The organism is Streptomyces sp. NPDC051041 (assembly GCF_044456065.1).
Classification (GTDB): Bacteria; Actinomycetota; Actinomycetes; order Streptomycetales; family Streptomycetaceae; genus Streptomyces; species Streptomyces glaucus.
Window position 1 is genome coordinate 69,874 of sequence record NZ_JBITFM010000021.1, and the last position, 18,275, is coordinate 88,148.

General features: G+C 72.8%; 16 protein-coding genes. 15 read left to right on the forward strand and 1 reads right to left on the reverse strand.

What is annotated here, in order from left to right:
* Positions 1 to 140: 140 nt before the first annotated feature.
* The gene (locus tag ACIBAI_RS25730) at positions 141 to 2,339 is read right to left on the reverse strand and encodes an elongation factor G-like protein EF-G2 (protein ID WP_399037798.1); all 2,199 of its coding nucleotides are present in this window, start codon (positions 2,337 to 2,339) and stop codon (positions 141 to 143) included.
* A gap of 218 nt (positions 2,340 to 2,557) precedes the next feature.
* Between ACIBAI_RS25730 and pgsA the strand changes: the two genes are divergently transcribed.
* From pgsA to relA, 15 genes are all read left to right on the forward strand, one after another.
* Positions 2,558 to 3,340: a phosphatidylinositol phosphate synthase gene (gene pgsA, locus ACIBAI_RS25735; RefSeq protein ID WP_399037883.1), complete on the forward strand. Its 783-nt coding sequence runs from the start codon at positions 2,558 to 2,560 to the stop codon at positions 3,338 to 3,340.
* Positions 3,337 to 4,257, forward strand: a complete 921-nt coding sequence (locus ACIBAI_RS25740; protein ID WP_399037799.1) for a phosphatidylinositol mannoside acyltransferase — start codon at positions 3,337 to 3,339, stop codon at positions 4,255 to 4,257. Before pgsA ends, ACIBAI_RS25740 begins: the two co-directional genes overlap by 4 nt.
* Positions 4,254 to 5,417, forward strand: a complete 1,164-nt coding sequence (locus ACIBAI_RS25745) for a glycosyltransferase family 4 protein (protein ID WP_399037800.1) — start codon at positions 4,254 to 4,256, stop codon at positions 5,415 to 5,417. The genes ACIBAI_RS25740 and ACIBAI_RS25745 overlap by 4 nt, the downstream gene beginning before the upstream one ends.
* A 240-nt stretch (positions 5,418 to 5,657) precedes the next feature.
* On the forward strand, positions 5,658 to 6,200 hold the full coding sequence (locus tag ACIBAI_RS25750) for a hypothetical protein (RefSeq protein WP_399037802.1): 543 nt from the start codon (positions 5,658 to 5,660) through the stop codon (positions 6,198 to 6,200).
* Positions 6,201 to 6,359: 159 nt separating this feature from the next.
* Positions 6,360 to 7,265: a pyridoxal 5'-phosphate synthase lyase subunit PdxS gene (gene pdxS / locus ACIBAI_RS25755; RefSeq protein WP_344606302.1), complete on the forward strand. Its 906-nt coding sequence runs from the start codon at positions 6,360 to 6,362 to the stop codon at positions 7,263 to 7,265.
* A gap of 7 nt (positions 7,266 to 7,272) precedes the next feature.
* Positions 7,273 to 7,884, forward strand: a complete 612-nt coding sequence (gene pdxT / locus ACIBAI_RS25760; RefSeq protein ID WP_399037804.1) for a pyridoxal 5'-phosphate synthase glutaminase subunit PdxT — start codon at positions 7,273 to 7,275, stop codon at positions 7,882 to 7,884.
* Between the two features lie 48 nt (positions 7,885 to 7,932).
* Positions 7,933 to 8,685, forward strand: coding sequence for a YebC/PmpR family DNA-binding transcriptional regulator (locus ACIBAI_RS25765; RefSeq protein WP_344606305.1), 753 nt, complete (start codon positions 7,933 to 7,935; stop codon positions 8,683 to 8,685).
* Between the two features lie 158 nt (positions 8,686 to 8,843).
* Positions 8,844 to 9,428, forward strand: a complete 585-nt coding sequence (gene ruvC, locus ACIBAI_RS25770; RefSeq protein ID WP_399037806.1) for a crossover junction endodeoxyribonuclease RuvC — start codon at positions 8,844 to 8,846, stop codon at positions 9,426 to 9,428.
* Positions 9,425 to 10,030: a Holliday junction branch migration protein RuvA gene (ruvA, locus tag ACIBAI_RS25775; RefSeq protein ID WP_399037807.1), complete on the forward strand. Its 606-nt coding sequence runs from the start codon at positions 9,425 to 9,427 to the stop codon at positions 10,028 to 10,030. The genes ruvC and ruvA overlap by 4 nt, the downstream gene beginning before the upstream one ends.
* A gap of 52 nt (positions 10,031 to 10,082) precedes the next feature.
* On the forward strand, positions 10,083 to 11,177 hold the full coding sequence (gene ruvB, locus ACIBAI_RS25780) for a Holliday junction branch migration DNA helicase RuvB (protein ID WP_344606311.1): 1,095 nt from the start codon (positions 10,083 to 10,085) through the stop codon (positions 11,175 to 11,177).
* A 177-nt stretch (positions 11,178 to 11,354) separates the two neighbouring features.
* The gene (gene yajC / locus ACIBAI_RS25785) at positions 11,355 to 11,855 is read left to right on the forward strand and encodes a preprotein translocase subunit YajC (RefSeq protein WP_399037809.1); all 501 of its coding nucleotides are present in this window, start codon (positions 11,355 to 11,357) and stop codon (positions 11,853 to 11,855) included.
* Between the two features lie 132 nt (positions 11,856 to 11,987).
* A complete protein-coding gene (gene secD, locus ACIBAI_RS25790) occupies positions 11,988 to 13,778 on the forward strand; it encodes a protein translocase subunit SecD (protein WP_399037811.1) in 1,791 nt (596 codons plus the stop codon).
* Between the two features lie 3 nt (positions 13,779 to 13,781).
* A complete protein-coding gene (secF, locus tag ACIBAI_RS25795; RefSeq protein ID WP_399037815.1) occupies positions 13,782 to 14,906 on the forward strand; it encodes a protein translocase subunit SecF in 1,125 nt (374 codons plus the stop codon).
* On the forward strand, positions 14,903 to 15,451 hold the full coding sequence (locus ACIBAI_RS25800; protein ID WP_399037816.1) for an adenine phosphoribosyltransferase: 549 nt from the start codon (positions 14,903 to 14,905) through the stop codon (positions 15,449 to 15,451). Before secF ends, ACIBAI_RS25800 begins: the two co-directional genes overlap by 4 nt.
* Before the next feature lie 194 nt (positions 15,452 to 15,645).
* Positions 15,646 to 18,171 carry a GTP pyrophosphokinase gene (relA, locus tag ACIBAI_RS25805; protein ID WP_399037819.1) on the forward strand — a complete coding sequence of 842 codons (2,526 nt, stop codon included), beginning with the start codon at positions 15,646 to 15,648 and terminating at the stop codon, positions 18,169 to 18,171.
* The last annotated feature ends 104 nt before the right edge of the window (positions 18,172 to 18,275 follow it).

The following is an 18,275-nucleotide window of genomic DNA, read 5'->3' on the forward strand; positions in this document are numbered from 1 at the left end:
CGGGGCCGGGCCGAGCCGCCCCGCGGGCGGGGGGGGGGCCCCCCGCCCCGGGCCCCCCCCCGGGCGCCCCCCCCCCCCCCGCCGCGGGGCCCCCCCCCGGGGGGGGCCCCCCCCCCCGGTGGGGGGGCCCCCGGCGCCGACTACGCGGCGGCGTGCTCCTTCTGCCGCGTCCTCTCCGCGATCTGCGGCGGCATCGGTTCGTGCCGGGCGTACCGGCGGCTGAAGCGCGCCGTGCCGTGCGAGAGGGAACGCAGGTCGACGGCGTACCGGCCGATCTCGATCTCGGGCACCTCGGCCCGGATCAGCGTGCGCCCGCCGGGCGTCTGCTCGGTGCCGAGCAGCCGGCCGCGCCGTCCCGACAGGTCGCTCATCACGGCGCCCACGTAGTCGTCGCCGACCAGCACGCTCACCTCGGCCACCGGTTCCAGCAGATGGATCCGCGCGCCCGCCGCGGCCTCCCGCAGCGCCAGCGCCCCGGCCGTCTGGAAGGCGGCGTCGGAGGAGTCCACGGAGTGCGCCTTGCCGTCCACCAGGGTGACCCGCACGTCGACGAGCGGGTGGCCCGCGGCGACCCCCCTGGCGGCCTGGGCCCGCACCCCCTTCTCGACCGACGGGACGAACTGCCGCGGCACCGCGCCGCCGACCACCCGGTCCACGAACTCGATGCCCGAGCCGGCCGGCAGCGGCTCCACCTCGATCTCGCAGATGGCGTACTGGCCGTGCCCGCCGGACTGCTTGACGTGCCGCCCGCGCCCGGCGGACCTCTCCGCGAACGTCTCCCGCAGGGCGACCCGGTGCGGGACGACGTCGACCTGGACGCCGTACCGGCTGCGCAGCCGTTCCAGGGCGACGTCGGCGTGGGCCTCGCCCAGGCACCACAGGACCACCTGGCGGGTGTCCTGGTTCTGCTCCAGCCGCATCGTCGGGTCCTCGGCGACCAGCCGGGCCAGGCCCTGGGAGAGCTTGTCCTCGTCCGGCTTGCTGTGCGCCTGGATGGCGAGCGGCAGCAGCGGGTCGGGCATCTCCCACGGCTCCATGAGCAGCGGGTCGTCCCTGGCGGAGAGGGTGTCCCCGGTCTCCGCGCGGCCCAGTTTCGCCACGCACGCCAGATCGCCCGCGACGACGTGCGACACCGGGCGCTGCACCTTGCCGAACGGCGTGGACAGCGCGCCGATCCGCTCGTCCACGTCGTGGTCCTCGTGTCCGCGGTCGGCCAGCCCGTGCCCGGACACGTGCACCGTCTGGTCGGCGCGCAGGGTGCCGGAGAAGACGCGGACGAGCGAGATCCGGCCGACGTACGGGTCGGACGAGGTCTTCACGACCTCCGCGACCAGCGGCCCGTCCGGATCGCACGGCGCCAGCTCGCGCGGCCTGCCGTCGGGCGTGGTCACCCGGGGCGCCTCGTGCTCCAGCGGCGTCGGGAAGGCGCCGGTGACCAGCTCGAGCAGCTCGACCGTGCCGAGTCCCTGCCGGGCGCCCTCGGCCGCGGGGGCGGCGGCCAGGACGGGGAAGAAGACCCCGCGCGCCACGGCCCGCTCCAGGTCCTCGATCAGCGTCCCGACGTCGACCTGCTCGCCGCCGAGGTAGCGGTCCATGAGGGTCTCGTCCTCGCTCTCCGAGATGATCCCCTCGATCAGCCGGTTGCGGGCCTCCTCGATCCGCGGCAGCTGGTCCTCGCCGGGCTCGGACTCCTTGCGCTCGCCGGTCGAGTAGTCGAACAGCTTCTGCGACAGCAGTCCGACCAGCCCGGTCACGGGCGCGTGCCCGTCGGGCGCCTGCGGGCCGTGCAGCGGCAGGTACAGCGGGAGCACGGCGTCGGGGTCGTCCGCGCCGAAGGTCTCGGCGCAGATCCGCGTCATCTCCTCGAAGTCCGCCCGCGCGGCCTCCAGGTGCGTGACGACGATCGCCCGGGGCATGCCGACGGCCGCGCACTCGTCCCACACCATGCGGGTCGAGCCGTCCACGCCGTCGGAGGCCGAGACGACGAAGAGGGCCGCGTCCGCCGCGCGCAGACCGGCCCTGAGCTCCCCGACGAAGTCGGCGTACCCGGGGGTGTCCAGAAGGTTGACCTTGGTGCCGTCCCAGTCGACGGGCACCAGGGAGAGCTGCACGGAGCGCTGCTGCCGGTGCTCGATCTCGTCGTAGTCGGAGACGCAGCCGCCGTCCTCCACGCGGCCCGCCCGGTTCACCGCTCCCGCCGTCAGGGCGAGAGCCTCCACCAGTGTCGTCTTGCCCGAACCGGAGGGGCCGACCAGCACCACGTTCCGTACGGACCGGGGATGGTCGGCCGCCTGTGCCCTGCCGGCGGCTCCGGGGTGGATGTGTGCCTTGTCGCCCATGATCCTGCCTCCCGTGCACGGTGAGGTCGCTGTGGGCGCGGACACGCGGGGGCCGCCTGCGGGGCGGCTCCGGCGACGCCCGCGGTGTCCTTCGAGCTTTCCACTCCCGTCACGGTGCGTCCATACGAAGGCCCCGGTCCCGCCGTGACCCGCGCGTCCCCGGGCCGCGGCCCGGCGCCCGGATGCCCGGCCGCCGCGCCCGCGCGCGCGTGGCTACGATGGGCCAGCCGGTGGCCAGCAGGGGCCACGCGGCGACACCGACCGTCGGGAAGGCCATGCTGAACAAGTACGCGCGTGCATTCTTCACGCGTGTCCTCACACCGTTCGCCGCGTTTCTCATCCGCCGGGGCGTCAGCCCCGACACGGTCACGCTGATCGGCACCGCCGGTGTGGTCGCGGGCGCGCTGGTCTTCTACCCCCGGGGCGAGTTCTTCTGGGGCACGGTCGTGATCACGCTCTTCGTCTTTTCCGACCTCGTCGACGGCAACATGGCCCGCCAGCTCGGCCGCTCCAGCCGCTGGGGCGCCTTCCTGGACTCCACGCTCGACCGGGTCGCCGACGGCGCGATCTTCGGCGGCTTCGCGCTCTGGTACGCCGGAGGCGGCGACGACGACGTGCTGTGCGCGGTGTCGATCTTCTGCCTGGCCAGCGGGCAGGTGGTGTCGTACACCAAGGCGCGCGGCGAGTCCATCGGCCTGCCGGTCGCCGTCAACGGCCTGGTCGAGCGCGCCGAGCGGCTGGTGGTCTCGCTGGTCGCGGCCGGTCTCGCGGGCCTGCACGCGTTCGGCGTGCCCGGCATCCAGTACCTGCTGCCGATCGCCCTGTGGGTCGTCGCCGTCGGCAGCCTCGTCACGCTGGTCCAGCGGGTCGTCACCGTCCGCCGGGAGTCCGCCGAGGCGGAGGCGGCCGAGGCGGGGGCGGCCGAGGCGGCGCCCGCGCGGGACGACGCCTCCGGGGCCCCCGGGAAGAACACCTCCCAGGGGAGCGGGGCGGCCACATGACGATCCGGGATCAGCTGTCCGACGCGCTGTACGGCCTCGGCTGGGGCACGGTCAAGAAGCTGCCCGAGCCGGTCGCCGTGCGGCTCGGCCGCACCATCGCCGACCTGGCCTGGAAGCAGCGCGGCGCGGGCGTGCGGCGGCTGGAGGACAACTACGCGCGCGTGGTGCCCGGCGCGTCGCCCGAGCAGCTCGCCGAGCTGTCGCGCGCGGGCATGCGCTCCTACCTGCGCTACTGGATGGAGTCCTTCCGGCTCCCCGTCTGGAGCCCCGAGCGCATCGAGGCGGCGTTCGACCTCGAGGGCCTGCACCACCTGACCGATGGCCTGGCCACGGGCCGGGGCGTCGTGCTCGCCCTGCCGCACCTGGCCAACTGGGACCTGGCCGGCGCGTGGGCGATCACCCGGCTGGGCATCCCGTTCACCACGGTCGCCGAGCGGTTGAAGCCGGAGACCCTGTACGACCGGTTCGTCGCCTACCGGGAGGGCCTCGGCATGGAGGTCCTGCCGCACGACGGCGGCGCCGCCTTCGGCCTGCTGGCCCGGCGGCTGCGCGCCGGCGGCCTGGTCTGCCTGGTCGCCGACCGCGACCTGTCCGCCTCCGGCGTCGAGGTCGAGTTCTTCGGCGCCACCGCCCGGATGCCCGCGGGTCCCGCGCTGCTCGCCCAGCAGACCGGGGCGCTGCTGCTGCCGGCGACGCTCTGGTACGACGACTCGCCCGTCATGCGGGGCCGGGTGCACCCGCCGATCGAGGTGCCCGAAACGGGTACGCGGGCCGAGAGGACGTCCGTCATGACCCAGGCGCTGGCCGACGTCTTCGCCCGGGGCATCGCCGACCACCCGCAGGACTGGCACATGCTGCAGCGGCTGTGGCTCGCGGACCTCGACCCCGCCGCGTCCGCCGAGAAGGGGACCGCGTGAGGATCGGCATCGTCTGCCCGTACTCCTGGGACGTGCCGGGTGGCGTCCAGTTCCACATCCGCGACCTCGCCGAGTACTTCATCCGCCTCGGCCACGAGGTGTCCGTCCTGGCACCCGCCGACGACGACACGCCGCTGCCGCCGTACGTCGTCTCGGCCGGACGCGCGGTGCCGGTGCCGTACAACGGCTCGGTGGCCCGGCTGAACTTCGGCTTCCTGTCGGCGGCCCGGGTGCGGCGCTGGCTGCACGAGGGCACGTTCGACGTCATCCACATCCACGAGCCGGCCTCGCCCTCGCTCGGCCTGCTGGCCTGCTGGGCGGCCCAGGGCCCGATCGTGGCCACCTTCCACACGTCCAACCCGCGCTCCCGCGCCATGATCGCCGCGTACGCCATCCTGCAGGCGGCGCTGGAGAAGATCAGCGCGCGGATCGCCGTGAGCGAGTACGCCCGCCGCACCCTCGTGGAGCACCTCGGCGGGGACGCGGTGGTGATCCCGAACGGCGTCGACGTCGACTTCTTCGCCAGGGCCGAGCCCCGGCCCGAGTGGCAGGGCGACACGATCGGCTTCATCGGGCGCATCGACGAACCGCGCAAGGGCCTGCCGGTGCTGATGCGGGCCCTGCCGCGGATCCTCGCCGCCCGCCCGCGGACCCGGCTGCTGGTGGCCGGACGCGGCGACGAGGAGGAGGCGGTGCAGAGCCTGCCGGCGCGGCTCCGCTCCCGGGTCGAGTTCCTCGGCATGATCAGCGACGAGGACAAGGCCCGCCTGCTGCGCAGCGTCGACCTGTACGTGGCGCCCAACACCGGCGGCGAGAGCTTCGGGATCATCCTCGTCGAGGCCATGTCGGCCGGGGCCCCCGTCCTCGCCGCCGACCTGGACGCCTTCGCGCAGGTCCTGGACGGGGGAGCGGCGGGGGAGCTGTTTCCCAACGAGGACGCCGACGCGCTGGCCGACGCGGCCGTACGGCTCCTGGCGGACCCGAGGCGGCGGGCGGAGCTGCGGGAACGGGGCAGCGCCCACGTGCGGCGGTTCGACTGGTCGACGGTCGGCGCGGACATCCTGTCGGTGTACGAGACGGTGACGGCGGGCGCGGCGGCGGTGGCCGCGGACGAGCGGACCACGGGACTGCGGGCGCGGTTCGGGCTGGCGCGGGACTGACGGCGACGGCGCGCATCCGGGGCCGTCCGGGCCGGACCGGGACCGGAGGGCGCCGCCCCCGGGGCGCGGGGCCGGAGCCCCGCCGGGCGCGGGGGCGCACCCTCCGGCGCCGCGGCGCCACACCGGTCGAAGAGTTCCGCCGGGGGCGCGGGGAGCGCACTCCGCCGGCGCCCGGGGACGCGGCGGCCGCGGCACGGCACCCGGCCGGCCCCGCGAAGCGTCCCGGTAGCCTTGCCGCCCGTGACCGCAACCCTCATCTGGATCCTCGTGGCGCTCGTCGCCGCCGGCCTGTACCTGAGCTGGACGGCGGGGCGTCTGGACCGGCTGCACGCCCGGATCGACGCCGCCCGCGCGGCGCTCGACGCCCAGCTGCTGCGCCGGGCCTCGGTGGCCCAGGAACTGGCCACCTCCGGAGTGCTCGACCCGGCCGCCTCGATCGTCCTGTACGAGGCGGCGCACGCCGCCCGGCAGGCCGAGGAGGAGCAGCGCGAGGTCGCCGAGAGCGAGCTGAGCCAGGCCCTGCGCGCCGTCTTCGCGGAGGCCCAGCAGGTCGAGGAGGTGCGGGCGGCGCCCGGAGGGGAGGAGGCGGCCCGCGAGCTGACCGAGGCGGTCCGCCGGGTGCCCATGGCCCGCCGCTTCCACAACGACGCCGTACGGGCCGCCCGCGCGCTGCGCCGACACCGCAAGGTGCGCTGGTTCCGGCTGGCGGGCCACGCGCCGTTCCCGATGGCCTTCGAGATGGACGACGAACCGCCGGCGGCACTGGTGGACCGGGCGTCCTAGGGGCGTCCCGCGCGGCGCCGGGGCGGCTCCGACGACGGAAGGGTGAATTCCGGCCGACGGAACAGGCCACTGCCTTCCTATTGGCCCTTGCAGTGGCCCCTCTCCTTCCCGTTTCCTCGGTACCGCACCGAACCCTCTTCCCTTCAGTGAGGTCAACCCGTGTCCATCACCGAGAACCAGGCTCCCGCGACCGGCACCGCCCGCGTGAAGCGCGGCATGGCCGAACAGCTCAAGGGCGGCGTGATCATGGACGTCGTCACGCCGGAGCAGGCGAAGATCGCCGAGGACGCGGGCGCCGTCGCCGTCATGGCCCTGGAGCGGGTCCCGGCCGACATCCGCAAGGACGGCGGCGTGGCCCGCATGTCCGACCCGGACATGATCGAGGGGATCATGAACGCGGTCTCCATCCCGGTGATGGCCAAGTCCCGCATCGGTCACTTCGTCGAGGCCCAGGTCCTGCAGTCCCTCGGCGTCGACTACATCGACGAGTCCGAGGTCCTCACCCCGGCCGACGAGGTGAACCACTCCGACAAGTGGGCCTTCACCACCCCGTTCGTCTGCGGCGCCACCAACCTGGGCGAGGCCCTGCGCCGGATCGCCGAGGGCGCCGCGATGATCCGCTCCAAGGGCGAGGCCGGCACCGGCAACGTCGTCGAGGCCGTCCGCCACCTGCGCCAGATCAAGAACGACATCGCCCGCCTGCGCGGCCTGGACAACCACGAGCTGTACGCCGCCGCCAAGGAGCTGCGCGCCCCGTACGAGCTGGTCAAGGAGGTCGCCGAGCTCGGCAAGCTGCCGGTCGTGCTGTTCTCCGCCGGCGGCGTGGCCACCCCGGCCGACGCGGCCCTGATGCGCCAGCTCGGCGCCGAGGGCGTCTTCGTCGGCTCCGGCATCTTCAAGTCCGGCGACCCGGCCAAGCGCGCCGCCGCCATCGTCAAGGCGACCACCTTCTACGACGACCCGAAGATCATCGCGGACGCGTCCCGCAACCTCGGCGAGGCCATGGTCGGCATCAACTGCGACACCCTCCCCGAGACCGAGCGCTACGCCAACCGCGGCTGGTGACCGCCCCATGACCGGCGAAACCCCTGTCATCGGCGTCCTGGCCCTCCAGGGCGACGTACGGGAGCACCTCGTCGCCCTGGCCGCGGCCGACGCCGTGGCCAGGCCGGTGCGCCGCCCCGAGGAGCTGGCCGGCTTGGACGGCCTCGTCATACCCGGCGGCGAGTCCACCACCATCTCCAAGCTGGCCGTCCTCTTCGGGATGATGGCCCCCCTGCGCGCGCGTGTACGGGCCGGCATGCCGGTCTACGGCACCTGCGCGGGCATGATCATGCTCGCCGACAAGATCCTCGACCCCCGCTCGGGCCAGGAGACCATCGGCGGCATCGACATGATCGTGCGCCGCAACGCCTTCGGACGGCAGAACGAGTCCTTCGAGGCCGCCCTCGACGTCAAGGGCGTTCCGGGCGATCCTGTGGAGGGAGTCTTCATCCGCGCCCCCTGGGTCGAGTCCGTCGGCGGCGCGGCCGAGGTGCTCGCCGAGCACGACGGCCACGTCGTCGCGGTCCGCCAGGGCAACGCGCTGGCCACCTCGTTCCACCCGGAACTGACCGGCGACCACCGGGTGCACGCTCTGTTCGCCGACATGGTGCGCGCCAAGACGGCGGCCGGGTCCTTGTAGGATTCCAGGCGTTCGTACAGGGATGGGTAACGCGAAGGAGACAGGCAGATGTCCGGCCACTCTAAATGGGCCACGACGAAGCACAAGAAGGCCGTCATCGATGCCAAGCGCGGCAAGCTCTTCGCGAAGCTGATCAAGAACATCGAGGTCGCGGCCCGCATGGGCGGTCCCGACCCCGACGGCAACCCGACGCTGTACGACGCCATCCAGAAGGCCAAGAAGTCGTCGGTCCCGAACAAGAACATCGACTCCGCGGTCAAGCGCGGCGCGGGCCTGGAGGCCGGCGGCGCCGACTACGAGACGATCATGTACGAGGGCTACGGCCCGAACGGCGTCGCGGTGCTCATCGAGTGCCTCACCGACAATCGCAACCGCGCCGCCTCCGAGGTCCGCGTCGCGATGACCCGCAACGGCGGCTCCATGGCCGACCCGGGCTCGGTGTCGTACCTGTTCAACCGCAAGGGCGTGGTGATCGTCCCCAAGGGCGGGCTGACCGAGGACGACGTGCTGGCCGCCGTGCTGGACGCGGGTGCCGAGGAGGTCAACGACCTCGGCGAGACCTTCGAGGTCATCAGCGAGCCGTCCGACCTGGTCGCGGTCCGCACCGCCCTGCAGGACGCCGGCATCGACTACGAGTCCGCCGACGCCAACTTCGTCCCGACCATGCAGGTCGAGCTGGACGAGGAGGGCGCCAAGAAGATCTTCAAGCTGATCGACGCGCTGGAGGACAGCGACGACGTGCAGAACGTCTTCGCCAACTTCGACGTCAGCGACGAGATCATGGAGAAGGTCGGCGCGTAACGCCGCCGCGGGCTCCACCGGCACCACGGGCCGACGGGACACCCCGTCGGCCCGTCGCTTTGCCGGGCGCCGCCGCGGGGCGTTGTCGGTGGCACCCGATAGCCTGCACGAACGGGGGTACCGCCCAACGAGACCGGGGAAGACCGAAGGAGGAACGCGTGCGCGTACTGGGGGTGGACCCGGGACTGACGCGGTGCGGTGTCGGTGTCGTCGAGGGGGTCGCGGGGCGGCCGCTCACGATGCTCGGCGTCGGCGTCGTCCGCACGCCCGTGGACGCGGACCTCGGCCACCGCCTCGTCGCCATCGAGCAGGGCATCGAACAGTGGATCGACGAGTACCGGCCGGAATTCGTGGCGGTGGAGCGCGTCTTCAGCCAGCACAACGTCCGCACGGTCATGGGCACCGCCCAGGCCAGCGCCGTCGCCCTGCTCTGCGCCTCCCGCCGCGGCATCCCCGTCGCCCTGCACACCCCCAGCGAGGTCAAGGCCGCCGTCACCGGCACCGGCCGCGCCGACAAGGCCCAGGTGGGCGCCATGGTCACCCGCCTGCTGAGGCTCGGCGCGCCCCCGAAGCCGGCCGACGCCGCCGACGCCCTCGCCCTCGCCATCTGCCACATCTGGCGCGCCCCCGCCCAGAACCGTCTCCAGCGGGCCGTCGCCCGGCACACGGCGAAGACCCCGTCGGCGGCGAACGCCGCCCAGGCGCCGGACGCCCCGCACGCATCGAAAGGCCGTACGGCATGATCGCCTTCGTCAGCGGCACGGTCGCCGCACTCGCCCCCGACGCCGCGGTGATCGAGGTCGGCGGCGTCGGCATGGCCGTCCAGTGCACCCCGAACACGCTCTCCGCGCTCCGCGCCGGCCAGCCCGCCAAGCTCGCCACCTCCCTCGTCGTACGCGAGGACTCCCTCACCCTGTACGGCTTCGCGGACGACGACGAGCGCCAGGTCTTCGAGCTGCTCCAGACCGCGAGCGGGGTGGGACCCCGCCTGGCCCAGGCCATGCTGGCCGTGCACACCCCGGACGCCCTGCGCCGGGCCGTGGCCACCGGGGACGAGAAGGCCCTCACCGCGGTTCCCGGCATCGGCAAGAAGGGCGCCCAGAAACTGCTCCTGGAACTGAAGGACCGCCTGGGCGAGCCCGTCGGCGCCCCGGCCGCCGGGGCACCGGCCGCCGCCGGCTGGCGCGACCAGCTGCACGCCGCGCTCGTCGGCCTCGGGTACGCGACCCGCGAGGCCGACGAGGCGGTGGCCGCCGTCGCCCCGCAGGCCGAGGCGGCCGGGGGCACGCCCCAGGTGGGCCACCTGCTCAAGGCCGCCCTGCAGATGCTGAACCGGGCCCGCTGACCCGCGGCCCTCCGCCCCACGCCCCTTCGATCCACGACCCTCCGAGGCACACATGAACTGGGACGACACGACCGACAGCCCCGCCCCCGAGCGGCCCGTCGGTCCCGCCGCGGAGCGGCTGGTGGACTCCGCCGCCGACCGTGACGACCAGGCGGTCGAGGCCGCCCTGCGCCCCAAGGACCTGGACGAGTTCATCGGCCAGGAGAAGGTCCGCGAGCAGCTCGACCTCGTCCTGCGCGCCGCCCGGGCGCGCGGCGCCACCGCCGACCACGTCCTGCTCTCCGGCGCCCCCGGCCTCGGCAAGACCACCCTCTCGATGATCATCGCGGCCGAGATGGGCGCCCCCATCCGCATCACCTCCGGCCCCGCCATCCAGCACGCCGGCGACCTCGCCGCGATCCTGTCCTCCCTCCAGGAGGGCGAGGTCCTCTTCCTCGACGAGATCCACCGCATGTCCCGGCCCGCCGAGGAGATGCTCTACATGGCGATGGAGGACTTCCGCGTCGACGTCATCGTCGGCAAGGGACCGGGCGCCACCGCCATCCCGCTCGAACTGCCGCCGTTCACCCTGGTCGGCGCCACCACCCGCGCGGGCCTGCTGCCGCCCCCGCTGCGCGACCGCTTCGGCTTCACCGCGCACATGGAGTTCTACGAACCGGCCGAACTGGAACGCGTCATCCACCGCTCGGCCGGCCTCCTGGACGTCGAGATCGAGCCGGACGGCGCCGCCGAGATCGCCGGCCGCTCCCGCGGCACGCCCCGCATCGCCAACCGCCTGCTGCGCCGGGTGCGCGACTACGCCCAGGTCAAGGCCGACGGCGTGATCACCAAGGAGATCGCCGCGGCCGCCCTGGCGGTCTACGAGGTCGACTCCCGCGGCCTGGACCGCCTCGACCGGGCCGTCCTGGAGGCCCTGCTCAAGCTGTTCGGCGGCGGCCCCGTCGGCCTGTCCACGCTCGCCGTCGCGGTGGGGGAGGAGCGGGAGACCGTGGAGGAGGTCGCCGAACCCTTCCTCGTCCGGGAGGGCCTGCTCGCCCGTACTCCGCGCGGCCGGATCGCCACGCCCGCCGCATGGGCGCACCTCGGCCTCACCCCGCCCCGTGCGCAGGGCGGCGGAAACGGACAACAGGATCTGTTCGGGGCGTGAGGGGGCGCCGGCCCGGCGAGCTCGGTGGCCGGAGCAGGAACCCCGGTGCCATGCTGGGCGTTGTTCCCTGCGCGCGGACTCGCTTAGACTCCGCCGATGCCGCCTTCGTCGGCGGCACGCATACCCCCAACCATCAGGCCGCTCACCATCGCGGTCGTGTGAAGGAAGTACCGACCCGTGAGTCTCGTGACCCTCCTCCCGTTCATCGTGCTCATCGGGGCCATGTTCCTGATGACCCGGTCGGCCAAGAAGAAGCAGCAGCAGGCCATCGAGATGCGGAACCAGATGCAGCCCGGTTCCGGCGTCCGCACGATCGGGGGCATGTACGCCACGGTCAAGGAGGTCAACGAGGACACGGTCCTCCTCGACGCCGGTCCGGGCGTCGAGCTGCTCTTCGCCAAGAACGCGATCGGCGCCGTCCTGTCCGACGACGAGTACAACCGCATCGTCCACGGCATCGAGCACGACCTGAAGGCCGACGCCGACGTCGTCCCGGACGACGCCTCCTCCCTCACCGGGACCGACGAGCCCGCCGACGCTGCCGCCGCCTCCGACGACAAGCCCGTCGACCTCGGCAAGAAGGACCCGGCCGGCGAGCCGGCCGACGCCGTCGTGCCCGACGAGGTGAGGACGGACGCACAGCCGAAGAAGACCGACGGCGACTCCGACGCGAAGTAGCCGTGCCCCGGGGCGCGCGGGCCATGCCCGCGCGCCCCGGACCCTGCGCGGCTCGCACGGGATCCCGACACCATGTCATGGCCGCCCGTCCGCCGACCCGGCGCGAGGCGGCCCGAGAGGGAGTACGAGAAGGTGGCAGCACCCAAAAAGGGCCGGAACGCGAGCGCCCAGAGCAAACCGGGGCGCTCGCTGGCCCTGATCCTGATCGCCATCGTGGCGCTCACCGGAGGCATGTTCGCCTCCGGACACACCACCCCGCGCCTCGGCATCGACCTGGCCGGCGGTACGAGCATCACGCTCCGGGCCGTCCCGGAGGCGGGCCAGGAGTCCGCGATCAACAAGACCAACATGGACACCGCGGTCGACATCATGAACCGCCGTGTCAACGGTCTGGGTGTGTCCGAGGCCGAGGTGCAGACCCAGGGCTCCAGGAACATCATCGTCAACATTCCCAAGGGCACGAACTCCGAGCAGGCCCGGGAACAGGTCGGCACCACCGCCAAGCTCTACTTCCGCCCGGTCGTCGCCACCGAGGTCTCCGGCGGCGCGGCGGCCAGCCCCTCGCCGAGCGCCTCCGGCAGCGCCTCGAACGAGGACAAGGCCACCGACAAGGACGCGGCGAGCTCCTCCCCGTCCGCGTCCGGCTCCGCGTCCCCGTCGTCGAGCCCCACCTCCCAGGGCCGCGCGGTCACCGACGCGCTGAAGGCGGACGCCACGCCCAGCGCCTCCGCGAGCGCGAGCGCCTCCACCGGCGCCTCCCCCTCCGCCTCCGCGAGCGCCTCCCCCTCCGCGAGCGCCGGCGGCGCCGAGGCGGACAGCGGGCTGCAGGCCGCGTACGCCGCGCTCGACTGCACCGACGAGGCGGCCCGCGCCGCCGCCGGAGACGGCGCCAAGCCCACCGACTCCACCGTGGCCTGCGGCCAGAACGCGCAGGGCCAGTGGCAGAAGTACATCCTCGGCCCCGCCGAGGTCGACGGCACGGACGTCAAGAAGGCCCAGGCCGTCTTCAACACCCAGACCGGCGCGGGCTGGACGGTCCAGATGGACTTCACGTCCTCGGGCTCCAAGAAGTTCGCGAGCATCACCGGCAAGCTGGCCCAGAACCAGTCCCCGCAGAACCAGTTCGCCATCGTCCTGGACGGCGAGGTCGTCTCCGACCCGTACGTCAGCCAGGCGCTGACCGGCGGCAACGCGGAGATCTCCGGCAACTTCACCCAGGAGTCCGCGCAGAGCCTCGCCAACATGCTGTCCTACGGCGCCCTGCCGCTGACCTTCAAGGAGGACAGCGTCAACACCGTCACCGCCGCGCTCGGCGGCGAGCAGCTGCAGGCCGGTCTGATCGCCGGCGCCATCGGCCTCGCCCTGGTCGTGATCTACCTGCTGGTCTACTACCGCGGCCTGTCGATCATCGCCATCTTCTCGCTGCTGGTCTCCGCGACGCTCACCTACGTGATCATGGCGCTGCTCGGCCCGGCCATCGGCTTCGCGCTGAACCTGCCGGCCGTGTGCGGCGCGATCGTCGCGATCGGCATCACAGCGGACTCGTTCATCGTGTACTTCGAACGCGTCCGCGACGAGATCCGCGAGGGCCGCTCGCTGCGTCCCGCCGTCGAGCGGGCCTGGCCGCGCGCCCGGCGCACCATCCTGGTCTCCGACTTCGTGTCGTTCCTCGCCGCCGCGGTGCTCTTCATCGTCACCGTCGGCAAGGTCCAGGGCTTCGCGTTCACGCTCGGCCTGACCACCCTGCTCGACGTGGTGGTCGTCTTCTTCTTCACCAAGCCGCTGCTCACGCTGATGGCCCGCCGCACGTTCTTCGCGAGCGGCCACAAGTGGTCCGGCCTGGACCCGAAGAGCCTGGGTGCCAAGCCGCCGCTGCGCCGCACCCGCCGTCCCGCTGGCCCCGTCGAGACGAAGGAGGCGTGAGCGATGTCGAAACTCGGCAACCTCGGCGCCCGACTGCACCGTGGCGAGGTCGGCTACGACTTCGTCAAGAACCGCAAGATCTGGTACGGCATCTCGATCCTGATCACCATCACGGCCATCGTCGGCCTGGCGGTGCGCGGCCTGAACATGGGCATCGAGTTCCAGGGCGGCGCCGTCTTCACCACGCCGAAGAACACCAGCGTCTCGGTGTCCCAGGCGGAGAGGTACGCGGAGGAGGCCTCCGGGCACGACGCGATCGTCCAGAAGCTCGGCGACGGCAGCCTGCGCATCCAGGTCGCCGGCATCGACACCGACAAGGCCGACCAGATCAAGGCCGACCTCTCCGCGGACCTGAACGTCGACGCCGAGCAGATCAACGCCGACCTGGTCGGCCCCAGCTGGGGCGACCAGATCGCGGACAAGGCCTGGCAGGGCCTCGGCATCTTCCTGCTCCTCGTGGTGATCTACCTGGCGATCGCCTTCGAGTGGCGGATGGCGCTGGCCGCGTTCGTCGCGCTGATCCACGACATCACCATCACCACCGGCATCTACGCCCTCGTCGGCTTCGAGGTCACGCCCGGCACGGTGATCGGTCTGCTGACGATCCTCGGTTACTCGCTCTACGACACGGTGGTCGTCTTCGACAGCCTCAAGGAACAGACCAAGGACATCACCAAGCAGACCCGCTGGACCTACAGCGACGTCGCCAACCGCTCGATCAACAGCACCCTGGTCCGGTCCATCAACACCACGGTGGTCGCGCTGCTGCCGGTGGCGGGCCTGCTGTTCATCGGCGGCGGCGTCCTCGGCGCCGGCATGCTCAACGACATCTCGCTGTCGCTGTTCGTCGGCCTCGCGGCCGGCGCGTACTCCTCGATCTTCATCGCCACGCCGCTCGTCGCCGACTTCAAGGAGCGCGAGCCGCAGATGAAGGCGCTGAAGAAGCGGGTGCTGGCCAAGCGGGCCCAGGCCGCGGCGCAGGGCGAGTCCCCGGAGGAGCCCCGGGACGCCGCCGACGAGCCGTACGCCGACGAGCCCGAGGACGCCGCCCCCGCGGTCGTCGGCCCGCGCAACCAGCCCGCGTCCCGCAGCCGGGGCCGCGGCCGACCCTCGGGGAAGCGCCGATGACCGGGCTCACCGACATCAGGACGCTGCTGCTCAGCCGCATCCGGGACGTGGCCGACTACCCGGAGCCGGGCGTGACGTTCAAGGACATCACCCCGCTCCTGGCGGACCCGGCGGCGTTCAGCGCGCTCACCGACGCGCTCGCGTCGATCGCCGAGCGCACCGGCGCCACCAAGGTCGTCGGCCTGGAGGCCCGGGGCTTCATCCTCGGCGCCCCGGTCGCCGTCCGCGCCGGCCTCGGCTTCATCCCCGTCCGCAAGGCGGGCAAGCTCCCCGGAGCCACCCTCGGCCAGGCGTACGACCTGGAGTACGGCTCGGCGGAGATCGAGGTGCACGCCGAGGACCTGGCCGCCGACGACCGCGTCCTGATCGTCGACGACGTCCTCGCCACCGGCGGCACCGCCGAGGCCTCGATCCAGCTCATCCGCAGGGCGGGCGCCGAGGTCGCGGGCCTCGCCGTCCTGATGGAACTGGACTTCCTCGGCGGCCGGGCCCGCCTGGAACCGGCCCTGGCCGGCGCCCCGCTGGAAGCGCTGCTCACGGTCTAGAAACCCCTGGGCGCACCGGTGTACACCGGTGCGCCACCGAAGAGGCGGACCCGGAGGAATCCGGGGTCCGCCTCCCGTGTTTCCCGGGTACACGGTCTTCACCGTGGCCGGAAGGCGCTCCTGGGGCCCAGGATCGCTACCATGGGGTCTCCGGAGCCTGACCGGGGGACCCGGATCGCGCACGAGGAGTCCTCTTGCCAGACGAGGCCCAACACCTGACCGCCGCCAAGCCCGAGTCCGCCTCGGCGGCCGCGGCGAAGCCCGCGCCGAACGCGCCGCACGCGAAGAACGACACCCGCGGGCCGGTGCGGCACGCCCCGTCCGCGCCCGTCGACAAGCCCGCCGAGCAGGCCCGTCCCAAGCCCGCGCCCCCCGCGGTCCGCCAGTCCTCCGGACAGCCCGTCCGCTCCGGCTCCTCCAACCGCGTCCGCGCCCGCCTCGCCCGGCTCGGCGTCCAGCGCGCGAACCCCTACAACCCGGTCCTGGAGCCGCTGCTGCGGATCGTGCGCGGCAACGACCCGAAGATCGAGAACTCCACCCTCCGCCAGATCGAACGCGCCTACCAGGTCGCCGAACGCTGGCACCGCGGCCAGAAGCGCAAGAGCGGCGACCCCTACATCACGCACCCGCTCGCCGTCACCACCATCCTCGCCGAACTCGGCATGGACCCGGCCACGCTGATGGCGGGCCTGCTGCACGACACCGTCGAGGACACCGAGTACGGCCTGGAGGACCTGCGCCGCGACTTCGGCGACGTGGTCGCCCTGCTCGTGGACGGCGTCACCAAGCTGGACAAGGTCAAGTTCGGCGAGGCCGCGCAGGCCGAGACGGTGCGCAAGATGGTCGTGGCGATGGCCAAGGACCCGCGCGTCCTGGTCATCAAGCTCGCCGACCGCCTGCACAACATGCGCACCATGCGCTACCTCAAGCGCGAGAAGCAGGAGAAGAAGGCGCGCGAGACCCTGGAGATCTACGCGCCCCTCGCCCACCGCCTGGGCATGAACACCATCAAGTGGGAGCTGGAGGACCTCGCCTTCGCGATCCTCTACCCCAAGATGTACGACGAGATCGTCCGCCTCGTCGCCGAGCGCGCCCCCAAGCGCGACGAGTACCTCGCCGTCGTCACCGACGAGGTGCAGCAGGACCTGAGGGCCGCCCGCATCAAGGCGACCGTCACCGGCCGCCCCAAGCACTACTACAGCGTCTACCAGAAGATGATCGTCCGCGGCCGTGACTTCGCGGAGATCTACGACCTGGTGGGCATCCGCGTCCTGGTGGACACCGTCCGCGACTGCTACGCGGCCCTCGGCACGGTGCACGCGCGATGGAACCCGGTCCCCGGCCGGTTCAAGGACTACATCGCGATGCCCAAGTTCAACATGTACCAGTCGCTGCACACGACGGTCATCGGACCGGGCGGCAAGCCGGTCGAGCTGCAGATCCGCACGTTCGACATGCACCGCCGCGCCGAGTACGGCATCGCCGCGCACTGGAAGTACAAGCAGGAGGCCGTCGCCGGCGCCTCCAAGATCCGCACCGACGCGCCCAAGCCCGCCGGCAAGGCCGGCAAGGACGCGGCCGCCGTCAACGACATGGCGTGGCTGCGGCAGCTCCTCGACTGGCAGAAGGAGACCGAGGACCCCAGCGAGTTCCTGGAGTCGCTGCGCTTCGACCTCTCCCGCAACGAGGTCTTCGTCTTCACCCCGAAGGGTGACGTCATAGCCCTCCCGGCCGGTGCCACCCCGGTCGACTTCGCGTACGCCGTGCACACCGAGGTCGGCCACCGCACCATAGGAGCCCGGGTCAACGGCCGTCTGGTACCGCTCGAATCCACGCTGGACAACGGCGACCTGGTCGAGGTCTTCACCTCCAAGGCGCCCGGCGCGGGCCCCTCCCGCGATTGGCTCGGCTTCGTGAAGTCGCCGCGCGCCCGCAACAAGATCCGGGCGTGGTTCTCCAAGGAGCGCCGGGACGAGGCGATCGAGCAGGGCAAGGACGCCATCGTCCGCGCGATGCGCAAGCAGAACCTGCCGATCCAGCGCATCCTGACCGGCGACTCCCTGGTGACGCTCGCGCACGAGATGCGCTACGCGGACATCTCCGCGCTGTACGCGGCGATCGGCGAGGGCCACGTCTCCGCGCAGAACATCGTGCAGAAGCTCGTCCAGGCCCTCGGCGGCGAGGAGGCCGCCACCGAGGAGATCGACGAGGCGGTACCGCCGTCCCGCGGCCGCAGCCGCAAGCGCCGCGCCAGCGCCGACCCCGGCGTCATCGTCAAGGGCGTCGAGGACGTCTGGGTGAAGCTCGCCCGGTGCTGCACGCCCGTGCCCGGCGACCCCATCATCGGTTTCGTCACGCGGGGGAGCGGAGTATCGGTTCACCGCAGCGACTGCGTCAACGTCGAGTCACTGTCCCGCGAGCCCGAGCGCATCCTCGACGTCGAATGGGCGCCCACGCAGTCCTCGGTGTTCCTGGTCGCCATCCAGGTCGAGGCCCTGGACCGCTCCCGGCTGCTGTCGGACGTCACGCGGGTGCTGTCCGACCAGCACGTCAACATCCTCTCCGCGGCCGTCCAGACCTCCCGCGACCGCGTCGCCACCTCCCGCTTCACCTTCGAGATGGGCGACCCCAAGCATCTGGGGCACGTGCTCAAGGCGGTCCGGGGCGTGGAGGGCGTGTACGACGTGTACCGGGTGACGTCGGCGCGCAACCGGTCGTAGCGGCCCCGAGGAGCCGAGGGGGGGCGGCGCCCCCCCCCCCCCCCCCCCCCCGCCCGGGCCCCCCCCCCCCGGCGCCCCCCGCCCCCCCACCCCCCCCAAACCCC